Source organism: Bacillus sp. OK048 (assembly GCF_900103525.1).
Lineage (GTDB): Bacteria > Bacillota > Bacilli > Bacillales > Cytobacillaceae > Neobacillus.
In genome coordinates this window covers 1-24,595 of record NZ_FNHN01000023.1, presented here as the reverse complement: position 1 = coordinate 24,595, position 24,595 = coordinate 1, and the positions used below count along the sequence as shown (strand labels likewise).

Genomic DNA, 24,595 nt, shown 5'->3' with positions numbered 1-24,595 from the left:
CCCGTTACTTTAAGAAGACCGTTCCCATTCTTTTCGTAAAATCCCCATTTTAATTGCATCAAAATATTCACCATCTACTATTCTTGCTTGTCTTATTCTCGCTTCTTCTTTCATTCCAATTTTTTCTGCTACCTTCATCATTCCTACATTTCCTGACCAAGTTGACATTCCTAACCGATGTAAATCAGTAGAACCGAATAGGAAATCAATCCAAAGTTTATAAGCCTCAGTTCCATAACCACCATTCCAGTAATTTTTATCATAAATAACTATACCAGTTTCTAACCAATTAGTGTTTTTATCTAACCAATTAGTGTTTTTATCTACCCAATAAGAGCCTACTGTTCCAATCAATTTATGCCCTACAAAAATGATTAGTGTATCTGGAGTGTTGGGAGCAATTTCGTAGTCTTTCTCCCAATTTTTTTGAAATTCTTCTTTTGTCATTTTAGATTCAGGTATGTAAGGACCATTCCACTTCTTCGCTTCTTGTTGCCTATCTTCATATTTCCAATAATATATATCATCAATATCTTGTTGACTAGCTTCTTTTAATTCAATTTTTTGTCCAACAATTTTAATCATAAGAGTGAATTTCCTCCTTAATATCTGTTCAAACCTAACATTAACATAATATTCAATCGTTTTCGAAAAAAAGAAATGACGATCAGTTTTGTTGATCGCCTTGTTCAACTCTTGCACCCGTTACTTTAAGTACAAAACTTCACAATCCACGAAATATAAGATACTAAATTTTAGATATAAGATGCTTACTATTTATCATTCTTACGCTGAATCTCTGCCAAAATAAATCCTCCCATAATTGCTATAGGAATACTGTTTGCAAATGCTGGCGGTTCTATGAAACTTCCAAGAATTCCTCCCAAAACCGTCAAAATTATTGCAATTATTATTCTCCCCATGAAATTTCCTCCCCCTTTTTTATATGTTAAATTGTACCATAACCACTTACACTAACCTGCCCTTTACTTCAATAAGAAAAGCTGCCAAAATGACAGCTTTATCTGCAACTCTTGCACCCGTTAGCCATCCATGCAGCCCAAAGTCAGTGCTGCACCACAGAGAATGAAAATGGTTTGGAAGTGTCAATACTGATACTGACCTTAATCCAGTCAATTTAATCCATAGAATTATTAATTAACGCTCTCCTCTTTTTTTAACGATTGAGTAGGGTCTTCTTAAGTGTTGTCATTTTTACATTCTTGAAAAACTTATTTTCATGGTAGTGCAATAAGTATTAGTTTTGGTAGCAAGTCTCATATTCGTCTTTCAATAACAAACTTTTACATGCTAAACCATTTTCATGATAAATCTCTTTACCAATTTCTAATTTGATACTTCTATTTGAATTTGGATACTCAGGTTCGTCATTTAGAATATGAAGGGTATCTTCATCCATCCATTCCATAGAAAAATTCCTTTTTGCATCCCCATAATAAACAGTTTTAACTTTATTTTCCTCATTATTGTATGTGATTTCAACCCATACATTAACTCCTCCAGCCGCACCACCATATGGTTCATAAAAAGCATTAGCCGTATACTTTTCTGTGGGGGATGTTACAGGTCCGGGTCCGTTTTGAGTATATTCTCTATCAATTTCACTAAATGTAAAAAAGTACATTTCATATATATAGATTGAAGATACTAAAACAACCCCAGATAACGTTGCAATTAGCAATTTTTTAGGAAAAGGTTTCTTTTTAATAAAAGAAATTATTATCTTTGCACATAAAATTAAGAATAATATAATGGTAATAAAACAAATTAAGATACCAAATAAAATTAAAATCATAATCCCCCATTTCCAATTACAGATTAAATTTTTTATACTTAGATATTTTATGTATATAGAAATTCTATGTATAAAGACATAATAATATTATTACCATAAATAAGCAATAGTTATTGAACAAGCCTGCCCCTTTACTTGAAGAAGAAAGGAGCATTACCATTGTTCAAGTAATGCTACCCTTTAGTTGAATAAGAACAATTAGAGTGTTATTGCCACTAAGGAAGAAAATATGACTACGGAAAAAGGAATAATATACAAACTTTGTTTTTTTCTCTTTGGAACAAAAAGTAAAATGATAATTATCATTAAAGCGTACGATATTACGGTGCCAAGCATATCAAAATATACTCCATCACTTACAAGAACATTTTCGACATTCGCAAATTTTTCATAATACTCTACCGTGAAAAGATAGATTTTATATCCTTCAAATGCAATCGCAGAAACTGGTAAAGCTGTAATAATACTAGAAATTAAGTGGTCAGTACGTGAAAACCACATTATGTAGGCTGGAATTATTGATAGTAATGCAGCCAAGAACCAAAAAACAATATACTTTAATGGAAAAAGGTTAAGAATTAAGTTCGTATACATGTAATACGAAAATAGCATTGAAATAAGGAATACAAAAACACGTGTTGCGGCTAATTTGGGAGTGTAAGAATAGGCAGCTACCAAAGTAAGAATAAATATCCATACCCCCAAGTTACTTCCGATGAACCCTAAGAATGAAAGTTCGTAAGGAATTAAAGTCGAATCAAGTATTTTCGCAATAAGACCTGATGCAACCCCAAAAATGAATACAAATAAAACCGAATATGCTATTTGCTTTTTGCCTACTCTAATATTAGTACGTATTCTATTAAATTTTAAAAATACACTCATAATTAACCTCGATTATTTTCTTATTTTTGTTTTTAAATTTTCTACTATCAATACACTAAAATTCGACAAAAATAAAGGTTTTCCTTCTTGCACTAACCTGCCCCGTTAGTTTGAGTGAAATCATTCACAAAATGCTCTAAAATAGAAGGAGTTTATTGCGCAGTAATGGTCTACTACGTAATACAAGAGTTAATCTAATGGGTTTGCATAGCATAAGACTGACCTTATTGAAAATCAATCAAATTTTTATATCACTTTTGATTCTAAAAAATACGGTTTATATCTTTTATCACCAGAAGGATTGGCAGTGGTAAACAGTCTGTCATTCTTTGGTACACTTTTCGTCATTTGGTAGTAAATGCTATGTCAAAGGTGGTACATTTCAATGGCTATAATCAATACCCAACCTCCCCAAGTAAAGTCCTATCCTTGTTTACGTCGAAAACTATAATTACTTACTAAATATAATAAGTAAACAAAGTTAGAAAGATGCTGTTTTTGTTTCGTTATTTACGATCAATACGGTCAAAAATCATACTACATATAATGGCCCGTTTGTGGAAGACTGAACTTATTGAAAATCAATCAAATTTGTTTAACAAGTATAAAATTTTTGCTTCCAAAAAATATGATTTTTTATCTTAAATCTTCCAGAAGTTATGTAGTGGTAAACAGTCTGCCATTCATTGGTATACTTTTTATCATTCAGTGGTAAAAACTATGTCAAGTATGGTACATTTCAGTTTTGAGGTAGGGTCTTTGATCGAACTCCATTTAGGCATTCTAATGTAACTTTTATTAATTGATGTGTTATTTTTATACCTCGACAATCGAATGGAAGCCTTTTTTCAATTCTTTTCATTATTTTGTCCATAAGTTCCCTAGGTACAGTGCATTCATTATCAATTAATATAAACTTCCAATGAACTCCACTTACTTTCGTTTTTACATAGTTCTCTTTCGAAACCATTGAACGCAAAAACAGTCTTAAATCCGCAAGCAAAAATTTATCAAAAAACCTGATAAGTAGATAACCTTTTTGGTTCTTTCGATCAAACTGTTTTATATTTACTATTCGCAGATCAAACCAATTATAGGAGTTCTGAACCGAAGGTGATAACACAAAATACTTTCCTTTGAGATAGATAGATAGATAGTCGTATTCGAAACCTGCCTTAAATCTAGTTCATTGATAAGGATATCCCTATTAACAATTCTCGCAGCAGAATTATCCCCAGCCATTTTGTTCCCCCCGTTTTAGTAGTTTGTATTTTTGCCTAAACGGTAACCTTGTTTGCCTCGGCAATAAATGCAAAAATATAGGCAGTGTTCCATAAAATTTCCGCCCTCATATTTCACTCTCCCTTTAATGAAAATTTTCCAAATATTATCTCTATTATAGCAAAGTAGTTTCAATCTTTATCCTAGGAATCTTTGTCCAAATACTTACATGTAATAATTAGTACAAATAACCTTCTTCAAGTATCTCATTGTGATAAATGGTATTATAATGATTAAGCAAAATATCTAGGAGGATTAATTTGAAGAAAGTCGTAAAAGTTGTTGCAGCTGTTATTGAAAATGAAAATAACCAAATATTATGTGCGCTAAGATCGCCAGAAATGTCGATTCCTAATATGTGGGAGTTTCCTGGTGGGAAAGTGGAAGCAAATGAAGATATATACTCAGCACTTGAAAGAGAAATAGATGAAGAATTAGAATGTAAGATTGAAACTACAAAAGAAATCTTTAACGACAACACACATGAATATGAAACATTTATCATTAATTTAATTTCGATTAAATGCAAAGTTGTCGAAAATACGCCAACTCCGAGTGAACATTCAAAGTTAATCTGGTTAAAAAGAGAAAATCTTAATTCACTCAAGTGGGCTCCTGCGGATATTCCCGCTGTTGAGCAGTTAATTCAAGAAAAATAGTCTTCTCAAATGAGAAGACTAAACTTTTTCTGTAAACTCTGTATATAGGTTAGACGGTACTTCATTTTCTAATTCCATCCATACCGTAATCGGCTTATCCCCTTCAAATTCGACCGAATCCCCTTTACCGATATAAATATAGGGCTCCGTCTTACCATCAATCTCTTTGTATTTACGAATAAACAAGTGAAGATTGACACAGCGTTGTTTATTAAAAATAATATTTTTCCCTCTTTCAGACTGTTGGGTTGTACTATTCACTGATTGCCATTGGAATTTATGAGGACTAATAAATTTATCTTTGTAATTAATACTTTCTTTAACATCCTCTTCTTTATGTAAATCAATAAATAGAAAATACTCATTCCCATTTACTAATAAACCTGATCCTCTAAAGGAACTGTGGATTTTACGATAGTTAGAAAGTAAAGCTGCATCCACCATTTGATATTGCTCATAAAGTTTAAAATGTGGAACTCCGTAGTAATCAGCTTTAAATACCTTTTCATATCGGAAAATCCCATAGGTAATAATATCTTCGATAAACTTCCTGTAATCTTCATTTTCCAATAGCTCTTTAAAAAGTGTAGTCTTACTAAGTTTGCCATTGCTATATTGAACTAATTTAGGCTTATTCTTTATTTGGACACTATCATAGTAGTTTTGATTCAGGCACTCAAAGGCATGTAGAACACTATTATCATCAATTTCAGTTATCATTTTTAAAATTTGGTTCTTTGCAATTTCTAGATTTATTTCATCGTGTTCTAATAAGTATCGAATGATTACAAACTCATAAATCCGCTTAAGTGGAAGCTTGCTTGACAGTTCTTTTAAAGTCCCTTCAAACGCCTCATTCTGTAAAAGTCCCTTTAAAAAATCATCCTTCTCCACTTTGGCCACAAATTGTAGGTATGATTTTTCCCGATCAATAAATTTAATAGGATCAGGTGCTCCGTCATATTTCAGATAATCCAATAGCAAGAATGGTATCCGACCTTGATTGAGTTTCTTAAATTCAAAGTACTCTTCCTTAAGGTACTTCATTGAATTGAAGTTTTCACTATCAATCTGAGTCAATATTCTTTCCTGAGTTATTTTATCCATTTGAATATGGGTACACCCAGGAATATTTGCAAATCCTGTTGCAACTGCTACCTTCAAACTTTCTTTATCATAATAACGACTTCCGTTTAATGCTAGTGCAATTAGGAATGTTTTGTTATGGTTCCCGATAAAATCGAGCACTGTTAAGAAAGTTTTATCTGCATGTTTTCGTAACCCTCTACCCAGCTGCTGAATAAATACAATGGGAGAGTTGGTTGGTCTTAACATTAATACGGTATTAATAGATGGAATATCCACACCTTCATTGAAGATATCAACCGTAAAAATGAATTCTAATTCATCATGGTCATTTTCTAATTGATTAATAAATCGTTCACGTGTTTCTGGTGAATCTCCACCGTGTAAACAAACACTCTGATATCCTTTTTTATTAAATTCACTAGCCATATACTGCGCATGCTCGATACTAGCGCAGAAACCAAGACCCTTCCTTTTTTCACCGTCATGACCATAAAAGTCCATTTTCTCAATAATAAAATCAACACGTTCGTTTACCTTTAACCTTTTTGTGATTTCAGCAATATCGTCAATGTTCACATCACTCAGATCTATACCTTCAATATCTGTTATACCAAAGTAGTGAAAAGGAATAACTAGCTCGTCCTCAAGTGCCTCATGCAAGCGAACTTCTATTGCTACATTATTATCAAAAAGGTCAAAAACATTATAACCGTCACTGCGCTCTGGTGTTGCCGTCATCCCTAAGGTGAATTTAGGCTCAAAGTAGTCCAATACAGCTTGATATGTCGGGCTAGTTGCATGATGGGCTTCATCAATGACCAAATAATCAAATTCATCCCTTTTAAATTCATGAAAACATTTAGATATGGTTTGAATGGTGGCAAACACATAATCAACATTCTTTTGTTTATGGTTACCTGTAAGCAGGCCAAAGGATAATCCTTCATTTGGTAATAGCAGTTCAAAGGTTTCTTTTGCCTTTTTTAAGATCTCTTCTCTATGAACAATAAAAAGAAGTTTCTTTGGTCTAAAGTTTTTCACATCAAATGCTGACATATAGGTTTTGCCCGTACCAGTTGCCGCAATGACAAGCGCCTTTTTCTCACCAAAATTTCTCAATCTCTCTAAATTTTCTGTAGCCCGTCTTTGCATTCTATTTGGGACAATATATTTTTTATTTTCGTATATCAAGTTCCGTGATTGTTTTGTATCCTTAAAACTCTTAAGGAAATCTTCATATCTACTAATAAAATCTTGGTCTGCAACCTCACTCATATTCCATAGATAATCATATTCTTTTAAAACATCCTGTATAAATCGGCCATTCTCTTTAGTGACGATTTCAACATTCCATTCAATATTACTCTTCAAAGCACTTTGAGTAATATTAGAAGAACCAATAATCACCTTATAGCTATCTTTGTATTCAAATATGTATGCCTTCGTGTGGAAACCAATCTCCTTATCTGTAACAAAAACCTTTAAATCCACATTTTTAAACTCTCTAATTTTTTCCAATGCCTTGGCATCAGTAAAATTAAGATAAGTTGAAGTAATGATTTTCCCTTTAACACCCTTTTCCTCGGCTTCCTTCAAAGGGTCCAGTAAAAGCTGCAGGCCGCTAAAGTTAATAAAAGCCACACTAAAATAAAACCGCTCGCACTCGTTCATGGATCTTACTAATTCTCTTAATAAATTCCCTTTTTCGGAATTCACAATTAACTTCTTTTCGACCGTATCCATCGATTTTCCCCTGACTATACAATTATTATCAATCTAGTTAATGTAATTATTTGGATATATAAAAATTGTACAATATATGGGAGGAAATAAAAAGATCCTCTATTCATTATGAATAGATCTTTTTGATAATTACTACTTACCTGTCTAATAATCAGTTTATATCTTTAACTTGAGCTTTTGATACGGTTCACCGTATCATAAGTACCAATGAACTAGATTTCTAAGTGTAAAAACTCTTCGATTTTAATTCGAAAAGGTAATATTTACTTTCTTTTTTAACTCCTTTTTCAACCCTGTTTGGTAGAAATTCAAAAAATCTTTTACCGGATACTGAACATTTGAATCTTTTTGATTAAAGGTTATCCCAAAATCTCTCATATCATTTAATAGCTTTTTCATTGATACTATAAGATTATCCTCTTGCTGGTGTTTTTTGATCCATTTTAAAATAAACTTTCGCCAGTTTCTAGGTGGTCCATCGATAAAGTGATCTCCTTTGATGGGTTGTGATAGGAGTTTCTCCTTAAACTTTTCCCGTTGCTCTTTTGCTATTTTCTCTTCTGTTTTCTCGTACGATGCTACTGGAAGAGTCTGAATAGACCAATTGGGTCTTTTTGCGTACGTCCTTCCTGTTTTTTTGTACCATTCCCATTCTTCTGGGGACATACTTATAGGTCGCTTGTTTGCAGCTTTTGCTATTTGCAGCATTTCCTGCTCAACCAGTACATCAGATATTCGCATTCTTTCATTCTCGAGCATACTGCGTTCTTCTGTATCCATACGCCATCTTTTTGAAGCTGCCTTCTTTTCTTCTTCTTCTTCAACCTGCAATTTTTCCAATGCCTCTTTTTGAGCTTTTTCCTCATTTTCTGCCTGCTTAATCTTGTCCAGTAATGATTGCATAAAAGCCAGACGCAGGTCCTCTTCATTTTCACGGTAGAGAAGAAAATCATCCAGCTGAGTATTCAAAGTTAGAGCTCGTTCCAATGGAATTGTAGGTTCTGAAATTTTGTAAAAAGTTAGATTTAGATTATTTTTTTCTCCTTCTAAAAAACGGATAATTTTACACTTTCGATTTTCAATATTTACGTAGGAGATACTTCTGGTGTCAATTGTAACCTTAATCTTTCCTTTTAAAAATTGTAATGCTGAATCAGGAATCTCTTGAGATAAATACTGATCCCATTGCCGGTCTTCCTTACTCTTATTGTCCGCTTGCATTTCAGCAATGAACAGAGTCCCTTTATCTGTTTCTGGATTTAACGCTAGCCAAATGTCATCAATAAAAGAAAACACTCTAAAACCTTCCGCTTTATATGTATTCATTCGTTTTAAAAGATTATGAGCATAGCTGCCTTGTGAGATTGAAGTATAATAATCAATCGCCCAAATTTCTTTTGAAAAAGGAAAGCTCACAGTAAAATCAGGAATAAAGGAAAGCTTCTTTTTGTAAAAATAGCCTCGTTCTATCTTGGCACCAAAGGGCTTAAGCTGACCTTCTAGTATCTCTCTAAATACCGTCAATCCGATATCTTTCTTTTTATTATCTTGATGAGTAGAAACCTGATTTTCATATGTTTTGCTATTTTCTGAGTAGGTACATTTTTTTCCATCTAGGTGCTTAAAGTAAAAGGGTCTTCCTTCCTCAATTGTTAGATTCATATTAACCGGTTCATCACAGCAATGGCAGGTGAATGCTTTTTTCTTCGAGAAAGCTCGTAATTGATCATTAAGCTTTCTTTTAATCTCACTTCTATTTAATTTTTGCCCTTCAAGCTCCATTCTCATTGCTTCAATGTTCACTAGATCCCCATGTAATAACGCCTCATCCAAACTCCACACATCCCTTTAGGAAAATACCTATATTTTACTTTTATTATAATATAAGTAAATTGAAGTGGGTATTATTTCCCTATTCATGCTATCCTTATCGAACAAATGGGAAGTATAATTGAAAGAAAAGTCGTGTGGGGAAGGGTATAATTTGAACCATACCCTAAAGATACAATCAAATAGTAAAAGACGAATATAGCGGAATAATTATTATTGGGGAGGATACGTTAATCATGGCAAAGTATGAAAAGTCAATTATTGGAGAATTTGAGGAAGTGGTTAATCATTTACAAAACGATATTGGCAATAGTGGAATAAGTATGAAATTAGTTGATGAAAGCAACTACACGATTGGAGATACTAAAATAGCTGTTCGGGTTTATGATAAATATTTTATGAGAAATGGAAACAGAGCAAGTTTGAGCCTTACCGTAGTAGGTTATAACAGTAATATTTTTATTTCAGCAATTGGTGCTGGCGGGGGACAAGGTGTTTTTTTAAACTTTAGTCTTGGTGCTGAAGATGATATTGTGGCAATCGTGCAAAGAAGTATAGAACAAATCGAATAATACTTAATTTTATTCCTAATCTCAGGTTCCTCACAATACGGTGGAATTATTATGTTGAAACAGTCATGATTTTTATACAAAATCGTGACTGTTTGTTTGCGATTTTATTGCTGAAATTCACGAACAGTGCCAGGCACTGTTCGCTAGTGATATCCGCTAACAAAATACCACTAAAAAAGCCATGAAACCTTAGTTACATAACTTCAAATACAATATTTTAATAACTTCATTTACTTATGGTACGGTTCACTCCGATTTAATCGTAAATAAACCTTTTTTACCTATTTATCATATTGTTCACCCGGTGCCAAGCACCCTTCTGGATACTAAACATGGATTGATCGCTCCCAAACCGCTTAAGTGTTTTTTCACATTTCATCCCCACTCTTTTTAACAACCTACATGCCCGTTCATTTAGTGTTGGCGTTTCGGCAACGATTGTTGTTAGATTCAGTGAATGAAAGCCATATTCGATTACCTTCTCGATGACTTCTTTCGCATATCCCTTTCCCCAGAAAGCAGGCAGAAACTGATAGCCAATCTCAGTGTTGATTCTGTCATGTCCTGTGTCTAAGCACACTAAACCAATAAATTCATTTGTCGCTTTCAGTCTAACTGTCCAATAATGATTGGATTCCAACATCATTTGAAATCTTATAGCAAACGATATTTCATCAACTGTTCCGTCAAGGTACTTGCGTACATCTTCGTCCACATACAACATCAATACGGATTCATAGTCCTTTGCAGAAATAGCCAGTAACTCGCATCGCTCTGTCATAAACATTTGGGTCTCACCATCCAACTTCTATTATCGTTATCTATTCTGTTTTTTAATGAAAATTGAAAAATCAACTTTTACATACGCAGCTTTAAAGATAAGTAATGAAGACAAATATTCTTAATTACATACCTCTTAATTCTATGTATTTAAAAGTATTATATACATAGATTTTCTATGTATCAAGTTTAATTTTATATAAAGTTGCTGTACTGCAAAAAAGGATTGCAAAAGGAACCTCGAGAACGGTTCTCATGGCCTAATTATGGTTAACTCCTTCCAAAAAAGCCGGAAGAACCGTACACACGGTCCCGAATTTCACAATTCTGTAACAACTTTCTGCAAACCATCCTGTCCTTTTGCCCTCGAGATTCCTATATAGAGGGTAGAAAGGGTGGTGCATTTTTATGAATTTGAAATCGGGCAGAATTGAAGGGTTTGAGGGTTATTCTCAGTTTAAGTGTGTGAAAGAGTTTAATACACATATGGAAATGTGGTTAGCAGTGAAGAAGCAGGAGTTCTCGAAGGGGGAGCTTGTCGGTTTGAAACGGCTGGTTCGTTTTTCTGCAAAAGTACCTGGTGTTTCGAATGCAAAGATTGGGACTGTGCTAAAAGCCATTAATGAAGAGTATCAAGGTAACGGAATCTCCCGCTCTACGTTTAAACGGATGACCCTTAAAGCCAAAGAATTAGGTATCCTCACCATCCATGAAACCGAACGAAAAAATGGTTCACAGTCTAGTAACCTATATAGCTTTAATCGTTTTCCACAAAGTGAACCACCCAAAGCGAAAAAATTGGACCACCCTAAAGAAACTAATAATCTTTTAAAAACTAATAATCAAGAGAATAATAAACGTAACGAAGCGCCGATTGAACTCGACCACACTTTTGTTAGTGATAAAGTTCCACAAGCATTTGTCCAGCTCGTAAAATACTTCTTCTCTGATGCGAAAACAATTGAAGAATACTGGCATATGGTTCAAATTGCTGCATTTCGATTTGAATTTGACCAAAATACAGAAGAAGTTCTAGCTATCGCGATTCAGTCCTTTAAGCAGCTTATCCGTAAACTGAAATCTACCAAGCAGGTAGCAAAACCAATTGCCTTCTTTTACGGAATTTTAACCAACAAATTAAAAGACCTATATCTCGATCAATTACCTGAATATGAGTCTAAGCCGTTCCGTTATGTACTCGAAACAGGCGAAGTCATGTACTATGACTGGCTGCACGTTAATTAAGCTTAATAGAGGAAAATGCATAAAGACGAATAATCTAAAGTCTGCACATGGCCGGGAGGTTAATCCAACTGACTTTCCTAATTTAACAAGGCTCTGTTATTATTCATTGTTGATTTTCGTGTAGAAAAATTTTTAAGCGGAGAATTTCCGGTTATTGTATATAGTGGAGGCTTTAGAAGCAGATATAAGCGGAAGTTTTCCGCTTAACTGCTCTAAAAAAGACAAAATCCATCGATTTAGATCGTATAACCGGAAAAGCTCCGCTTATTTTAAGGGAAATATGGGTATTTCCCAATATAAACGGAATTTCTCCGCTTATTTCTCGAACAGAATGAAATCAACATTCCGTTATAACACAGCTTAACAAAAAGAAACTTTGCAATAATTAATGAAAACAAGAGCAATAGTCTAGCTGATTTGCTTGATGAGGATTATACATGTTAATTGTCCCATGACATTAGAGGTAAGATGCAATGCAGTATTTTCAGAAGCAACATTGAACCTTACCTCTAAACATATTATCTGCTAATATTAAGAACTATCAATCTTCGACAAAACTAGGGGAGTGACACCAGGCACCGATAATCTGCACGCCTTAGTAGCGTTTCAACAAGCTTTCGACAACGCTGTAAATCCTGTTTTTGTGGGAGAAGTTCAACCTTTAAGGTCGCAGCTAAGCTCGTGTGAACGTAAAGCATATCGCGGAATTGATCAACTGCTCCACAAAACTTTGGATAAAAGCTATCTCCTGTTCCAAAAACTGCAGTCGTAATGTCTTTTTTATTTAGTAATTCAAATGCTTGGTAGAGGTCCCACATTTCCTTTGGGATTTCGCCATTTCCCCAAGTGTAAGTTCCAATCATAACTGCATCAAATTTGCCTAAATGAGACAATGGAAACTTTTCTATTCTAAAAATGGATACGTCGGTTACTTCCTCTAGCAAGATTTGATAGAGTTCCTCTGCTAGTTCTTTCGTGTTTCCAGTTACGGAACTATAAATAATGGCGACTTTCATTTTATAATTCATCAAATCCATTTGAACTTGAGACTTTCGAATAGGTTCTAGATTTTTGCTCAAAGAAGTCAGACTTTGTCTCATTCATCATTTCATCACCAAATACCTGAATCCAAGGCATTGGATTGGTTCTTTCCTCATAAAGATTATTAAAGCCAAGCTGTCTTAATCGCTTGTTTGCCAAATATTCGACATACCCTCCAAACTCAACTAAATCAATCCCTTTACTATCATTCAAAATATAATGAGCCCATTCTTTTTCCAGTGTGACAGCCTCGTGAATCGTTTGATACACATAGTTAATATTATCATCTGTATGAAGTTCTGGATTCTCTGTTAACAAAATACGAATAAACTGGGCAATAAAGTAAGCATGCTGCATTTCATCCCGTTGGATATAGCTGATCATCGTACTTGTTTTCAGCATTTTTTGTTGACGGGCTAAATTATAGAAAAAGGCAAAACCTGCATAAAAATAGATTCCTTCTAGGATAATTGAATTAACTCCAAGCTCAAATAAATGCTGAGGCGTGGGGTCATATCGAAACTTCTCATAAGCATCTAAAATAAGCTGATTTCTTTTTCGAACAATCGGGTCATTCTTTGCCTGATTAAAGCGCATATTTTGTTCACTTAAAGGAACAAGCGAACTCAATATATAGGAATAGGATTCATTATGAACCGCTTCCTGCTGTGATATCACCGCAAAAATCGCTTTAAAGCTGGAATCAGTCACATAATCCATGACTTGACTCATTGTCGGTGTCTGCAGGCTATCGAGTGAAGCCAGTTGTGTATTAATGCGAAGGAAAACATCTTTTTCTCTAGGACTTAATGAATCCCATTGTTTAATATCATCCTGCATATTGATTTCTTGTGCTTTCCAAAAGTTTGATAGAAGCGTTTGATACAAATCGTACATTTGCGGATAGGCAATATCGTTCCAATTTAAGATTCCTGAAAACTGCCCGTTTATAATTCCGGTTGATTTATTAGGATGCTCAGGAGCAAGTAGTTTTGGCTTTTTTACTGTTTGTACCATGATAAAACCCTCCTTAAAATAAATGCTGCCTTCAGCCATTAGCTATGGCACGCTGCGCAATCTGCCATTTCGGCTTGAGAAGTACTGCGGACATAGTAGGTTGTCTTCAAACCATTTTTCCATGCTTCCATATGCAGCTGAAGCAGGTCTTTCGCTTTAATGTCGTGTCTGACATAGAGATTAAAACTAATAGCCTGGTCGATATGCCTTTGTCTTGCTGCATTCTGTTTGATACTCCACACTTGATCCAACTCATGTCTAGCCCGGTGGTAATAGTTGTACGTGACATGATTCAAATCAGGTGCGGTTACTTTGAATTTAAAGTTTTTCTTCTCCTCTGCGTATTCAACCGCATACAAAGGATCAATTCCATCTGTCGACCCGCCAATCTTTGCCGTGGATGAGTTCGGAGCAATCGCCATCATCCAGCCATTTCTGACCCCATACTTTGCAACATCCTCTATTAAATGATTCCATCGGTTTGTTTTATATCCCCTGCGCTCAAAATACCTGCCGGTTTGCCACTCTGAACCTTCGAACTTCAGATAGGTGCCTTTTTCCTTAGCTAATTCCATCGATGATTTAATCGTAAGATAAGCTATATCTTCATATAGTCTATCTGCAAATGACACGGCTTGGTCCGATTCCCAGAAAATCCCCTCTAAAGCAAGCAGGTGGTGCCAGCCAAAAGTACCTAATCCTACTGGCCGATAATTCTTATTTGTTACTTCAGCTTGTCCAACGGAAATGGTATTCAAATCAATCACATTGTCCAGCATTCTCAGTTGAATCGGGATCAATCGTTCTAGAACATTTCCTCTTACCGCTTTTGGCAGATTAATCGATGATAAATTACAGACAACAAATTCACCTGGTTTACGCACAATGACAATGTTTCCATCTTCATCCTTATATTCTTTCACAATCGTCGTCGCGGACATATTTTGAGTAATTTCTGTACACAAATTACTGCCATAAATGGACGTGTGTCCTTTTCCTCTGATGTGTTTGTTAGGATTTTGGCGATTTACTTCATCTCGATAAAACATATAAGGTGTCCCTGTTTCCAATTGAGCAATCATAATCCTTGCCATCATATCCATTGCCCGATAGGTTTTACGAGGGAGAAGAGGATGTTTGACCGCTTCTTCATACTTTTTAGAAAAAAACTTTTCATCTTCTTCATCATAAAAATCTTCCAGACCAAGAGGTAATCCATGTTCATCCTTCCAGCCCATGATTTGTTTTACTTGATGAGGACAAAAGGTATGCCACTCTCCAACACTTCTACCGTTTTCATCTACTTCTTGTAATTTTTTCATAAACATGTCAGGTATTGAAACTCCCGTAAAAATATCATGAGCCTTCCGTCTTTCGTCTCCGTTATTGGTTTTTAAGTCTAGGTAGCCATCCATAATATCCTTATGAAATATATCCAAATAAACGGCTACAGCCCCTTGTCTTTGGCCTAATTGGTCTACACTCACAGCCGTATCATTAATAAGACGAATCCAAGGTACAACTCCAGATGAATTGCCTTTGAATTTCTTAATATCTGAACCTAAGGCACGTACTTTTCCTAGATAAATACCAATCCCGCCACCGTCTTTACTCAATCTGGCAATATCCCAATTATTCAAATATATACCATCCAAAGAATCTTCAACGGTATCAATAAAACACGAAGAGAGCTGTCCGAAGCTTTTTCCGGCATTTGACAAAGTCGGAGTTGCAACCGTCATATACAAGTTGCTTAGTGCCCAGTATGCTTCTTTGACATAGCACAATCTGGTAGCCTTTGGTTCATTTCTCATTAATGTCATCGCAATGATGAGAAACCGTTCTTGAGGCAGCTCGTAAAGATTCCCTTCATAGTCTTTAGCCAAATAACGATCGGCTAATAAAAATAGCCCTATATAATTAAACAATTGGTCTAGTTCAGAATCAATTTCCGCTCCTACTATATCAATCTCTTCTTTTGTGTAACTTTGTAATAAATCCTGAGAATAGATTCCAATGCTAGTCAATTCCGTAATAAGAGTGTGAAAATCTCCGTATTTTTTTTCAGGCTCATACCGTCTGCTAGTTGAAGCATTCTGATAAAGTTTATGTAAATATAGATTTGCCGCCAGAAAGGTCCAGTCAGGGTCAGCCATTGAAATTTGATTTAATGCATACAAAAGGGATTGTTCATATGCTGATGACTCTTCTATGCTAGCTATCTTTTCGGATAATTCTTTTGTATCCAAGTTATATTTTTTCGAAGCGGCTTTGATTGCTGCAAAAACGGAATCCATTTCTGTGTGGTGTTTAATACCCATCATTCATTCTCCTCTATATGGAATAAATTAACTTACAAATCTTCGAGAGTGGAAAAATTTTTTTAAAAAAACCATCATTATTGGTTATTATCTATATTTAGTGTTCCTCAGTAGAATCAAACACTAAATATGGTATATTCCAAAATATAATATACAATATTCATTTTGACAACCCCCTTCTCAGAGCATTAATCTTTTTTTCAGAAAATTGTGTACTCCGGATTATTAATATGCTATAGTTGTTGGAAATTACATATCGTGTAAGAGTTGGTGCCAAGCTACGGCTTGGCTTAATAGGGAAGACGGTGCAATTCCGTCGCTGTCCCGCAACTGTAAATCGGAGCAAATCACAAAATACCACTGTCATTGACGGGAAGGTGTGAGGAGCGTTGATGATAAGCCAGGAGACCTGCCAATCTCTAGTACACACCAAATACCTACGTGGAAATAGGTGGTGACAATCATTTGTACGACAGACGAGTTATGAATTAGGAATACTTTTGTATTCTCTATTATTCTATTAACTTGACTGTTAAGCCATTTCCTGACATGGAAGTGGCTTTTTGTATTTGGAAATATGTAAATGTAAAAGGAGGAGTCATAATTGAATTTAGTTAGTACAGCAATTGGTTATCCATACATTGGTGATAATCGGGAGTGGAAACGTTGTGTAGAAGCCTTTTGGAAGGGTGCAAAATCAGAGGATCAATTTATTTTAGAGATGAAAACGAATCGCTTGAATCAACTTAAGCGCCAGCAATCATTAGGCTTAGACTTACTAACTGTAGGTGATTTTACTTTTTATGACCGCATGCTTGACCTTTCGGCAATGTTTGGTCTAGTTCCAGCTCGTTATAAATGGTCAGGGGAAAAAGTAGACTTAAAAACGTATTACACTATGGCACGAGGGGCAAATGATGTTGTGGCCTGTGAGATGACAAAATGGTTTAACACAAACTATCACTACATCGTACCTGAGTATGAAGGCCAAACACTACAATTAACTCAAAACTACATTTTAGATTACTTTACAGAAGCGAAAGAAGAATTAGGTATTATTACTAAGCCTACCATTATTGGTCCGTTAACTTTTGTTCAATTATCTAAAGGATATGATGCCATCTCGAAAGCATCGTTTATTTTAAAACTCTTACCGCTTTATGTAAAAGTATTCCAGCAGCTTGTCGATGCAGGGGCACAGTGGATTCAAGTGGAAGAACCAGCATTAGTCCTGTCTCTTGCCAAAGAAGATGTAAAACTAGTACAACAACTATACAAACAAATTGCGGAAGAAGTACCTGGAGCTCAAATCATGTTACAAACCTATTTTGACGGATTGTCTGCATATGAGGAGTTATCACAATTACCTGTTGCAGGGATTGGTCTTGATTTTATCCATGGTACAGACGAGAATATGTCTTCACTTCGTAAATTCGGTTTCCCAAAAGATAAAGTATTAGGGATTGGTATCGTTAATGGACGTGATATTTGGCGGGCTAATTTGGCAGAAAAAGCTATGAATACAAAAGCAATATTATCTTTAAGCGGGGTAAAAGAAGCCTGGATTCAGTCGTCGTGTAGTTTAGCTCACGTACCTGTAACCACGAAATCTGAAACGAAGCTAGAGGCCACGTTATTAAATGCTTTGTCTTTTGCCGATGAGAAAATTATCGAGTTAACCCATATAACATCCTATGTTTCTATCAACACATGGACAGGAAATAATAGTGTGTCACAAAGTATGCGGGCGATTCAAGCATTAGCACAACATCAGGCGAGGAATAATTCACGTGTGAAAGAGCTTGTATCACTCGTGAAGCCAGAGGATTTCAATCGCCAAATGGCATATAAAGAGCGTCAATCCTTGCAGCAAGAGGCATTGCAATTACCGGATTATCCAACGACCACGATTGGCAGCTTCCCTCAATCCGATCAAGTAAAACGAACACGTTCAGCATGGCGCAAAAAAGAAATTACGGACACTTCCTATGCTGAATTTGTAAAAAATGAAACAGCCCGCTGGATTCAAATTCAAGAAGAGATTGGCCTTGATGTATTTGTCCATGGTGAATTTGAGCGAACGGATATGGTCGAGTACTTTGGCGAAAAACTGAAAGGTTTTGCCTTCACAGAAAAAGCATGGGTTGTATCATACGGTTCACGCTGTGTAAAACCGCCAATTATTTATGGTGACGTCGAGTGGACAGCGCCAATGACAGTCAAGGAAGTAGAAGAAGCACAGCAATTAACGTCAAAATATGTGAAAGGGATGTTGACAGGTCCTGTTACCATCTTAAATTGGTCATTTGTCCGTGATGATCTTTCTCGTGAACAAGTAGCCAACCAAATTGCCTTAGCACTTAGGGAGGAGATTCAGGCACTAGAAGTTGCAGGGATTGCGATTATTCAAGTGGATGAACCAGCATTACGGGAAGGGTTGCCGCTACGGAAAGAAAACTGGAATGATTATTTAGCATGGGCCGTTCATGCATTCAAACTAGCCACTTCGAGTGTGAAGAATGAAACACAAATTCATACACACATGTGCTATTGCGAGTTTAATGACTTTATTGATCCAATCAGTGCTCTTGACGCAGATGTTATTTCGATTGAAACGTCTAGAAGTCATGGGGAATTGATTCACTCATTAAAACATCATCCATATGGATTAGGTATTGGATTGGGTGTTTATGATATTCATAGCCCACGTGTACCAAGTGTTGAAGAGATTGAAAAAATAGTAAACGACTGCTTAGAAATTATTCCTAAAGAACAATTCTGGGTGAATCCGGACTGTGGTTTAAAAACACGTCATGAAGATGAAACCATTGCATCTCTAAAAAACATGGTGGCAGCTGCACGGAAACTTCGCCAACAGCTAGAGCAATTGGTTTAAATCCAAAACTATCATTTACTATAGCTTCAACTTTGTCATAGTCTGATCCGTTCCAAACAAGAAGCGTGAAAAGGCAACGCCCACAGGGGTAGTTGCCTTTTCACGCTTCTTGAGGACAAAACCCTTATGCTCATGAAGGAGATTTGTCCTCAAGACCGCTTATTGAGGACAAAACCCTAATGCTCATGAAGGAGATTTGTCCTCAAGGCTGCTTATTGAGGACAAAACCCTAATGCTCATGAAGGAGATTTGTCTTCAAGACAGCTTATTGAGGACAAAACCCTAATGCTCATGAAGGAGATTTGTCCTCAAGACCGCTTATTGAGGACAAAACCCTAATGCTCATGGAGGAGATTTGTCCTCAAGGCTTATAGTATTAACCGTTCCAATTGCTAGACAACAAATTATCTATTCCATTCGTTATTTTAGGAATATTTATATATTATGTACTGCTTATTAGTATGATTCAGCCGTACTTAGTGAAATATGAAAATCGATAAAATTGTTGACTATTGAAATTTGAGATTATTTGAGAACTGAAATAAATTGAAAGAATTTCGCTTTTTCAACAAATGGGGGTTTAGTTTAGTTATAGATAGTTTCAATGCCTTCCCTTATTATCATATCCCTCAAAAAGCTGGACTATTTATATTTACAAGTGGAATAATACTAAGTGGGGGCTTATGAGCGTGGTTTGGACAATATTTAATTATTGGATTTTATATTTAGTGGAACAATCCATTAAGCAAATAAATCCAGATAATTAATAATATCAGTATAAAAAGCAGTAACTCAAAGAGGTGAAGAAAATGAAAAACAAAATAATTTTACTTGCTTCAGACCAACTTGGCAAAGGTGAAGCAGAACTAGGTGAAGGAATATTAGAAACCTTTTTTACTATTCTTAAACAAAGGGAAGAACTGCCTGCGGCTGTTTTTTGCATGAACCGCGGTGTGTTTACATTAACGGAAAGGTCGCTTGTTTCACTCCAATTAAAAGAACTTGAAGAAAAGGGTATAGACGTCCTTGCTTGTAAAACATGTGTTGACTATTATGAGCTGAATGATAAGCTTACAGCTGGAAAAATCAGCGGAATGGCACAATTTATTGAGTTAGCCTCAAAATATGAAGTGGTTACATTATCTTGATTGGCTACGATATTTTCATTTGCCGACAAACCAAAAAGACTGCAGAGGAACTTTTCTGGCAGTCTTTCTTTTTTTACACTATACATCCGTATTTCAACTGGCTTTTGTTCTAATCTACTGGAATTTCCATTTTCTTATTGTATACCTTCAAATAATGCATGCCCTCTATTAGAAGATATTCTGGGTTTGCCATTGAATCAAATTGCAAGGTGCGTTCCTTTAATCCCCTACCATCTTCTTGTTTTGTATAGGTTTGATTTACGGTTGTACTTAACGGGACTATTTCCTTTTGTGTTTGTATGGAGACACCATCAAGCATTACGTCATCATCGGTAACAATCGTTATTTCTACTCTATGGGAAGTTGTTGTAACATTTTTAATCCATAGTTCTTTCCCATGAAGTGTAATCGACCCTTCGCTAATGGATGAAAGGGAAATCTTTTCTTCTAGCTTTTGATAACCGACAAACTCCTTCATGACCAGTTCAAGTGAGTCAAGTTGCTTAGGCAATGTATCATAGCGAATATCAAACGTTCTTCCTCTTAGTGAAGATGTACTGCCGCTACCCATTAAATCAATCGGCTTTCCATTAGCAATTAATTCAATTCCATGTAACGGAGAATCAACACGACTATAGTTTTCTACATTTAACGTTCCTTTGATAATAGTCATTGTAGGGGAGGCTGTAATGGAATGAAATGTTATGGTGCCTTTATCGACTTTAAATGTCTTTTTTAGCGATTGCTTAAATTCCGTAGCCATTGCTTTGTTTGGATTATATGGAATTGCAATACTACCTTCGATCATCTGGTCGTTCTGAAGAGGTTGCCAAAAGGATAAATTTAGCTTTTTTGAAAATGGACTAACGGGTTCAAAAGAAATCTTTCCTTTAATCTCCGTATGTTCATCATTAAGTATGGAGACACCACCTTCTGCATTGGAGTTTGTTAAGATGCCAGAAATTCTTGAAATCCGAAAAGTTTCATTCAAAGAATCGTCTATCCCTTTTTGATTCGATAATGTGTAGTACACAACCAATTGATTAGAATCCGAAATGATTCCGTTAATCATAAGCTCTGTTCCATCTTCAAGCTTCGTCTTTTTTTCTACAATTTGTCCCATTCCTTTTTCATTGAGTTCCTTTAAAGAACCATCCATCACTTCATCAAAACCAAGTAGTTTCTTACCATAAAAGGCAAATGCATTGTATTGAAATCCCATTAGGATGATAAAAAATAGAGCGACTGCTGCAGCCTTCCACCTAAATGTATAGCGTTTTGTTTTTTTCGGAGCATGATGAAGAGCGCTCCTTAATCTCATTTCTAATTCATCTGGTGCTTGTATGGAGTCTAAAAGCTTCTTCTCTTCAGCTAACCGTTTCTCAAGATTATCCACCAAAATCACCCCTATAATGATCTCTTAGCTTTTTCAATCCTTGAAAGATCCTCGATTTAACCGTTCCTATCGAAACAGATGTCATATCTGCTATTGTTTGATAATCGAGATCATGAAAATATTTTAATTGAATCGCTTCTATTTGCTTTTCATTTAAATGAAGAAATAACTCTTTCATATCCATTTGTTGATCACTACTTAAATAAGGATCACTCTTCGGCTCATGACAAGGTTGCCCCTCATTAGAAGTATGCCAATCATCTATTAACACAAGCCTCTTTTGCTTACGAAGCATGGATTTACAACAATTCACCAATATAGTTTTACTCCAACTGTAAAAAGCTTCGTCTTTCTTTAGTTGATCAATTTTTTCATATACCTTTACAATCATTTCCTCCATCGCATCCATGGCATCATGCGGATTTTCCATATAGGTGAGAGCAAGCCGATAGTAATCATCTTTTTCCGCCATAATTAATTGGAGCAACGCCTCTTTGCTTCCATTTTTCGCCTTTTTCACTAACCGAACTACATTCATGCTTTCACCTCGCTCCCCTATAAGAGTCATGACAGGAATAAAAAGTTCATTTTTTTCCAGATAAATATTTATTTTTGCAACTAAAAGAGGCGCTATTCCTTTGAATAGCACCTCTATTAAAATGGGCATATTTAAATCAACAGGACCATTTCCTAGTACGCTACAGGAGATTCCAGTTTTGAAAAAATAATGTAAATCTATTCCAAGAATGCCGTTAAATCCATAGGTTTCTTTAGCAATAGATAAAAACCCAAAGTTAATGTTAGAAGCTGTTTTTCATGCCATCCTTTTTTCTATGATCTCTACAAATTTTGTTGAAGATGGTGACAGTGGAACACTTTTTAAATAACATACGCCTATATTTCTCTTTGGAATTTCTTCTATTAGTTGTACTTCATACAATAATCCTTTATTTAAATACTCTTGTGAAAATTCTTTCGTCACACATGCTATCCCTAAATTTATTTTAGCAAATTCCAATAATAAATCATGTGAGCCTAATTCAAATTCCGGCGACATCAATATACCTTTAGATAACATAAAATCTTCTACATACTGTCTTGAATTTGATTTTGGTTCAAGAAAGATGAGTGGCAGTTTTACTAATTCATGAAGGCTTAATGGTTTAGATACTATTTTCTTAAATTTCTCCCCGCAAACAAAAGTATCATGAATATCAATACATGGTCTTTGCTCTAATGTAGGATCATCAATCGGAAAGTTACAAATTGTAATATCAACCTCGCCTGATTTTAATAAAGCACAGATTTCTAATGTTGTACCATTTTCAATCTTAAATTTAATATTGGGATATTTATTATGAAAGTCTTCTAAATAAGGAAGCAAGAAATATCTAGAAATCGTATCACCGACACCTATCTTTAGTTCCCCTGCCGTTAAATTTTTAAATTCTACTATCTTTTCTTCCCCTGCATCAATTAAATTAATCGCCGAATTAACATATTCAAACAGAAGACTACCCTCATTTGTTAAAGATACCCCTTTAGGTGTTCGATTAAAAAGACGTGTATCTAAATCTCTTTCTAATTGCATAATCGCTTGACTAACTGCTGGTTGTGTCATATAAAGATCTTTTGCTGTCTTAGAAAAACTTCCACTTTTCCCCACCATACAAAATACTTTATATAAATCCAATTTACTTATCACATAATCACCTCTTATATCCATCATTAGAGATATTAATTTTACTTATATCATTAAACTAATGTATATTACAAGTAGATATAATTTATCATTTCCCGACAGAAGACTCCTACCTCAAGGAATGTGAAGGGCGAAGCCCAATGAGTAGGTGGGAGATGAATGTCGGTTGGCATTAGCCAAGACAGACTTCACCATGGTATAATAGGAACAAATGTTTCTATTCGGTGAGGTGAGATTCATGCTAATCAATAAAGCATATAAATTTCGTATTTATCCAAATAATAAACAGATTGAATTAATAAATAAAACCATAGGATGTTCAAGATTTGTATTCAATTTTTTTCTAGGTAAACAACAAGAAAAAGATGCCTATTGGTATATTGTCGAAGAAATGGTTCAACACGGACAACTCCCGATAAATAACTGGAAGGGCCAATTCCTAAATAAATTCGAAACAGTAAAATCATTGCCTGAACTTAAGAAGCATTATTCTTTCCTAAAGGAAGTTGACAGCATCGCTTTGCAAAAATCAGTTGAGAACTTAGCGAATTCCTTTGCTCGCTATTATAAAAAGCAGAATAACAAACCACGTTTTAAATCAAAAAAGAACCGAGTCCAATCTTACACCACTAAACAGACAAATGGGAATATAACGGTCATGAACAACCATGTAAAATTACCAAAGTTAGGACTTGTCCGTTTTGCGAAAAGTCGTGAAATAGAAGGAAGAATTCTGAATGCAACCATTAGACGCAATCCTTCTGGTAAATACTTTGTTTCTCTAGGAACAGAAATAAGTGTAGCAGAATTACCTAAAACCAACGCAGTAGTTGGAATTGATGTCGGTATTAAAGACTTAGCCATTCTTTCCGATGGAACGATCTATTCCAATCCAAAATTTTTCCGTACACTAGAAGAAAAATTAGCCAAAGCGCAACAAGTGATGAGCAGACGAACAATAGGCGGTGCGAACTGGTACAAAGCCAAAAGAAAAGTCGCTTGCATCCATGAAAGAATAACGAACGCAAGAAAAGACTATTTAGACAAAATCTCCATCAAAATTGTCAAAAACCACGACCTAATTGGGATGGAAGATTTGTCCGTATCAAACATGTTGAAAAATCATCATCTTGCCAAAGCGATCAGTGACGTATCTTGGTCACAATTTAAAAGC

At 35.2% G+C, this 24,595-nt stretch carries 20 protein-coding genes and 1 riboswitch; of the genes, 6 read left to right on the top strand and 14 right to left on the bottom strand.

Annotated elements, in window-relative coordinates; translation table 11 throughout:
* Positions 1 to 9: 9 nt before the first annotated feature.
* The 5 genes from BLR86_RS24545 to BLR86_RS24535 all read right to left on the bottom strand — a co-directional run bounded on the left by BLR86_RS24545 (position 10) and on the right by BLR86_RS24535 (position 2,701).
* The gene (locus BLR86_RS24545; protein WP_090768144.1) at positions 10 to 585 is read right to left on the bottom strand and encodes a GNAT family N-acetyltransferase; all 576 of its coding nucleotides are present in this window, start codon (positions 583 to 585) and stop codon (positions 10 to 12) included.
* A gap of 188 nt (positions 586 to 773) precedes the next feature.
* On the bottom strand, positions 774 to 923 hold the full coding sequence (locus tag BLR86_RS26325) for a hypothetical protein (RefSeq protein WP_175493041.1): 150 nt from the start codon (positions 921 to 923) through the stop codon (positions 774 to 776).
* Between the two features lie 46 nt (positions 924 to 969).
* On the bottom strand, positions 970 to 1,137 hold the full coding sequence (locus BLR86_RS26530; RefSeq protein WP_217642429.1) for a hypothetical protein: 168 nt from the start codon (positions 1,135 to 1,137) through the stop codon (positions 970 to 972).
* 121 nt (positions 1,138 to 1,258) lie between these two features.
* Positions 1,259 to 1,816 carry a DUF5412 family protein gene (locus BLR86_RS24540; RefSeq protein WP_090768142.1) on the bottom strand — a complete coding sequence of 186 codons (558 nt, stop codon included), beginning with the start codon at positions 1,814 to 1,816 and terminating at the stop codon, positions 1,259 to 1,261.
* Between the two features lie 198 nt (positions 1,817 to 2,014).
* Positions 2,015 to 2,701, bottom strand: coding sequence for a hypothetical protein (locus BLR86_RS24535; protein ID WP_090768139.1), 687 nt, complete (start codon positions 2,699 to 2,701; stop codon positions 2,015 to 2,017).
* 1,541 nt (positions 2,702 to 4,242) lie between these two features.
* On the opposite strand from BLR86_RS24535, the gene BLR86_RS24525 reads away from it, so the two are divergent.
* A complete protein-coding gene (locus tag BLR86_RS24525) occupies positions 4,243 to 4,641 on the top strand; it encodes a (deoxy)nucleoside triphosphate pyrophosphohydrolase (RefSeq protein ID WP_090768133.1) in 399 nt (132 codons plus the stop codon).
* Between the two features lie 18 nt (positions 4,642 to 4,659).
* On the opposite strand, the gene BLR86_RS24520 is transcribed toward BLR86_RS24525, so the two are convergent.
* Together BLR86_RS24520 and BLR86_RS24515 are read right to left on the bottom strand one after the other, a co-directional pair.
* On the bottom strand, positions 4,660 to 7,473 hold the full coding sequence (locus BLR86_RS24520; protein WP_090768130.1) for a DEAD/DEAH box helicase: 2,814 nt from the start codon (positions 7,471 to 7,473) through the stop codon (positions 4,660 to 4,662).
* Between the two features lie 243 nt (positions 7,474 to 7,716).
* Positions 7,717 to 9,306: a hypothetical protein gene (locus BLR86_RS24515; protein ID WP_090768127.1), complete on the bottom strand. Its 1,590-nt coding sequence runs from the start codon at positions 9,304 to 9,306 to the stop codon at positions 7,717 to 7,719.
* Positions 9,307 to 9,539: 233 nt separating this feature from the next.
* Here BLR86_RS24515 and BLR86_RS24510 point away from each other — a divergent pair, with 233 nt between their 5' ends.
* A complete protein-coding gene (locus BLR86_RS24510; protein ID WP_090768124.1) occupies positions 9,540 to 9,875 on the top strand; it encodes a DUF6054 family protein in 336 nt (111 codons plus the stop codon).
* Positions 9,876 to 10,152: 277 nt separating this feature from the next.
* On the opposite strand, the gene BLR86_RS24505 is transcribed toward BLR86_RS24510, so the two are convergent.
* A complete protein-coding gene (locus BLR86_RS24505; RefSeq protein WP_090768121.1) occupies positions 10,153 to 10,662 on the bottom strand; it encodes a GNAT family N-acetyltransferase in 510 nt (169 codons plus the stop codon).
* Positions 10,663 to 11,063: 401 nt separating this feature from the next.
* Here BLR86_RS24505 and BLR86_RS24500 point away from each other — a divergent pair, with 401 nt between their 5' ends.
* Positions 11,064 to 11,900, top strand: a complete 837-nt coding sequence (locus tag BLR86_RS24500) for a hypothetical protein (protein ID WP_254782444.1) — start codon at positions 11,064 to 11,066, stop codon at positions 11,898 to 11,900.
* A 557-nt stretch (positions 11,901 to 12,457) separates the two neighbouring features.
* On the opposite strand, the gene BLR86_RS24495 is transcribed toward BLR86_RS24500, so the two are convergent.
* From BLR86_RS24495 to BLR86_RS24485, 3 genes are read right to left on the bottom strand one after another with little or no spacing between them, the layout of a single operon-like run.
* Positions 12,458 to 12,928 (bottom strand): flavodoxin domain-containing protein, encoded by a 471-nt coding sequence (locus BLR86_RS24495; RefSeq protein WP_368086830.1) that lies wholly within the window; start codon positions 12,926 to 12,928, stop codon positions 12,458 to 12,460.
* Positions 12,918 to 13,958, bottom strand: a complete 1,041-nt coding sequence (locus BLR86_RS24490; protein ID WP_090768119.1) for a ribonucleotide-diphosphate reductase subunit beta — start codon at positions 13,956 to 13,958, stop codon at positions 12,918 to 12,920. Before BLR86_RS24490 ends, BLR86_RS24495 begins: the two co-directional genes overlap by 11 nt.
* A gap of 38 nt (positions 13,959 to 13,996) precedes the next feature.
* Positions 13,997 to 16,279 carry a ribonucleoside-diphosphate reductase subunit alpha gene (locus tag BLR86_RS24485; RefSeq protein WP_090768115.1) on the bottom strand — a complete coding sequence of 761 codons (2,283 nt, stop codon included), beginning with the start codon at positions 16,277 to 16,279 and terminating at the stop codon, positions 13,997 to 13,999.
* Between the two features lie 251 nt (positions 16,280 to 16,530).
* Positions 16,531 to 16,711, top strand: a riboswitch (cobalamin riboswitch).
* 172 nt (positions 16,712 to 16,883) lie between these two features.
* On the opposite strand from BLR86_RS24485, the gene metE reads away from it, so the two are divergent.
* Both metE and BLR86_RS24475 read left to right on the top strand, forming a co-directional pair.
* Positions 16,884 to 19,175: a 5-methyltetrahydropteroyltriglutamate--homocysteine S-methyltransferase gene (gene metE / locus BLR86_RS24480; RefSeq protein ID WP_090768112.1), complete on the top strand. Its 2,292-nt coding sequence runs from the start codon at positions 16,884 to 16,886 to the stop codon at positions 19,173 to 19,175.
* Positions 19,176 to 19,984: 809 nt separating this feature from the next.
* A complete protein-coding gene (locus tag BLR86_RS24475; RefSeq protein WP_090768109.1) occupies positions 19,985 to 20,323 on the top strand; it encodes a DsrE family protein in 339 nt (112 codons plus the stop codon).
* Positions 20,324 to 20,432: 109 nt separating this feature from the next.
* Here BLR86_RS24475 and BLR86_RS24470 read toward each other — a convergent pair whose 3' ends face one another.
* The 3 genes from BLR86_RS24470 to BLR86_RS24460 form a co-directional block, all read right to left on the bottom strand.
* Positions 20,433 to 21,719, bottom strand: a complete 1,287-nt coding sequence (locus BLR86_RS24470; protein WP_090768105.1) for a DUF4179 domain-containing protein — start codon at positions 21,717 to 21,719, stop codon at positions 20,433 to 20,435.
* Positions 21,712 to 22,257, bottom strand: coding sequence for a sigma-70 family RNA polymerase sigma factor (locus tag BLR86_RS24465; protein ID WP_090768168.1), 546 nt, complete (start codon positions 22,255 to 22,257; stop codon positions 21,712 to 21,714). The genes BLR86_RS24470 and BLR86_RS24465 overlap by 8 nt, the downstream gene beginning before the upstream one ends.
* Before the next feature lie 276 nt (positions 22,258 to 22,533).
* Positions 22,534 to 23,424: a LysR family transcriptional regulator gene (locus BLR86_RS24460; RefSeq protein WP_090768102.1), complete on the bottom strand. Its 891-nt coding sequence runs from the start codon at positions 23,422 to 23,424 to the stop codon at positions 22,534 to 22,536.
* 235 nt (positions 23,425 to 23,659) lie between these two features.
* Between BLR86_RS24460 and BLR86_RS24455 the strand changes: the two genes are divergently transcribed.
* On the top strand, positions 23,660 to 24,595 hold a 936-nt coding region (locus BLR86_RS24455), incomplete at its 3' end, for an RNA-guided endonuclease TnpB family protein (RefSeq protein ID WP_090768164.1).

Bases quoted from the DNA above. Each gene is read 5' to 3' on its own strand.
- BLR86_RS24545 (WP_090768144.1), bottom strand. From the start codon at position 585: ATGATTAAAATTGTTGGACAAAAAATTGAATTAAAAGAAGCTAGTCAA.
- BLR86_RS26325 (WP_175493041.1), bottom strand. From the start codon at position 923: ATGGGGAGAATAATAATTGCAATAATTTTGACGGTTTTGGGAGGAATT.
- BLR86_RS24540 (WP_090768142.1), bottom strand. From the start codon at position 1,816: ATGATTTTAATTTTATTTGGTATCTTAATTTGTTTTATTACCATTATA.
- BLR86_RS24535 (WP_090768139.1), bottom strand. From the start codon at position 2,701: ATGAGTGTATTTTTAAAATTTAATAGAATACGTACTAATATTAGAGTA.
- BLR86_RS24520 (WP_090768130.1), bottom strand. From the start codon at position 7,473: ATGGATACGGTCGAAAAGAAGTTAATTGTGAATTCCGAAAAAGGGAAT.
- BLR86_RS24510 (WP_090768124.1), top strand. From the start codon at position 9,540: ATGGCAAAGTATGAAAAGTCAATTATTGGAGAATTTGAGGAAGTGGTT.
- BLR86_RS24505 (WP_090768121.1), bottom strand. From the start codon at position 10,662: ATGTTTATGACAGAGCGATGCGAGTTACTGGCTATTTCTGCAAAGGAC.
- BLR86_RS24500 (WP_254782444.1), top strand. From the start codon at position 11,064: ATGAATTTGAAATCGGGCAGAATTGAAGGGTTTGAGGGTTATTCTCAG.
- BLR86_RS24495 (WP_368086830.1), bottom strand. From the start codon at position 12,928: ATGAATTATAAAATGAAAGTCGCCATTATTTATAGTTCCGTAACTGGA.
- BLR86_RS24490 (WP_090768119.1), bottom strand. From the start codon at position 13,958: ATGGTACAAACAGTAAAAAAGCCAAAACTACTTGCTCCTGAGCATCCT.
- BLR86_RS24485 (WP_090768115.1), bottom strand. From the start codon at position 16,279: ATGGGTATTAAACACCACACAGAAATGGATTCCGTTTTTGCAGCAATC.
- BLR86_RS24475 (WP_090768109.1), top strand. From the start codon at position 19,985: ATGAAAAACAAAATAATTTTACTTGCTTCAGACCAACTTGGCAAAGGT.
- BLR86_RS24465 (WP_090768168.1), bottom strand. From the start codon at position 22,257: ATGAATGTAGTTCGGTTAGTGAAAAAGGCGAAAAATGGAAGCAAAGAG.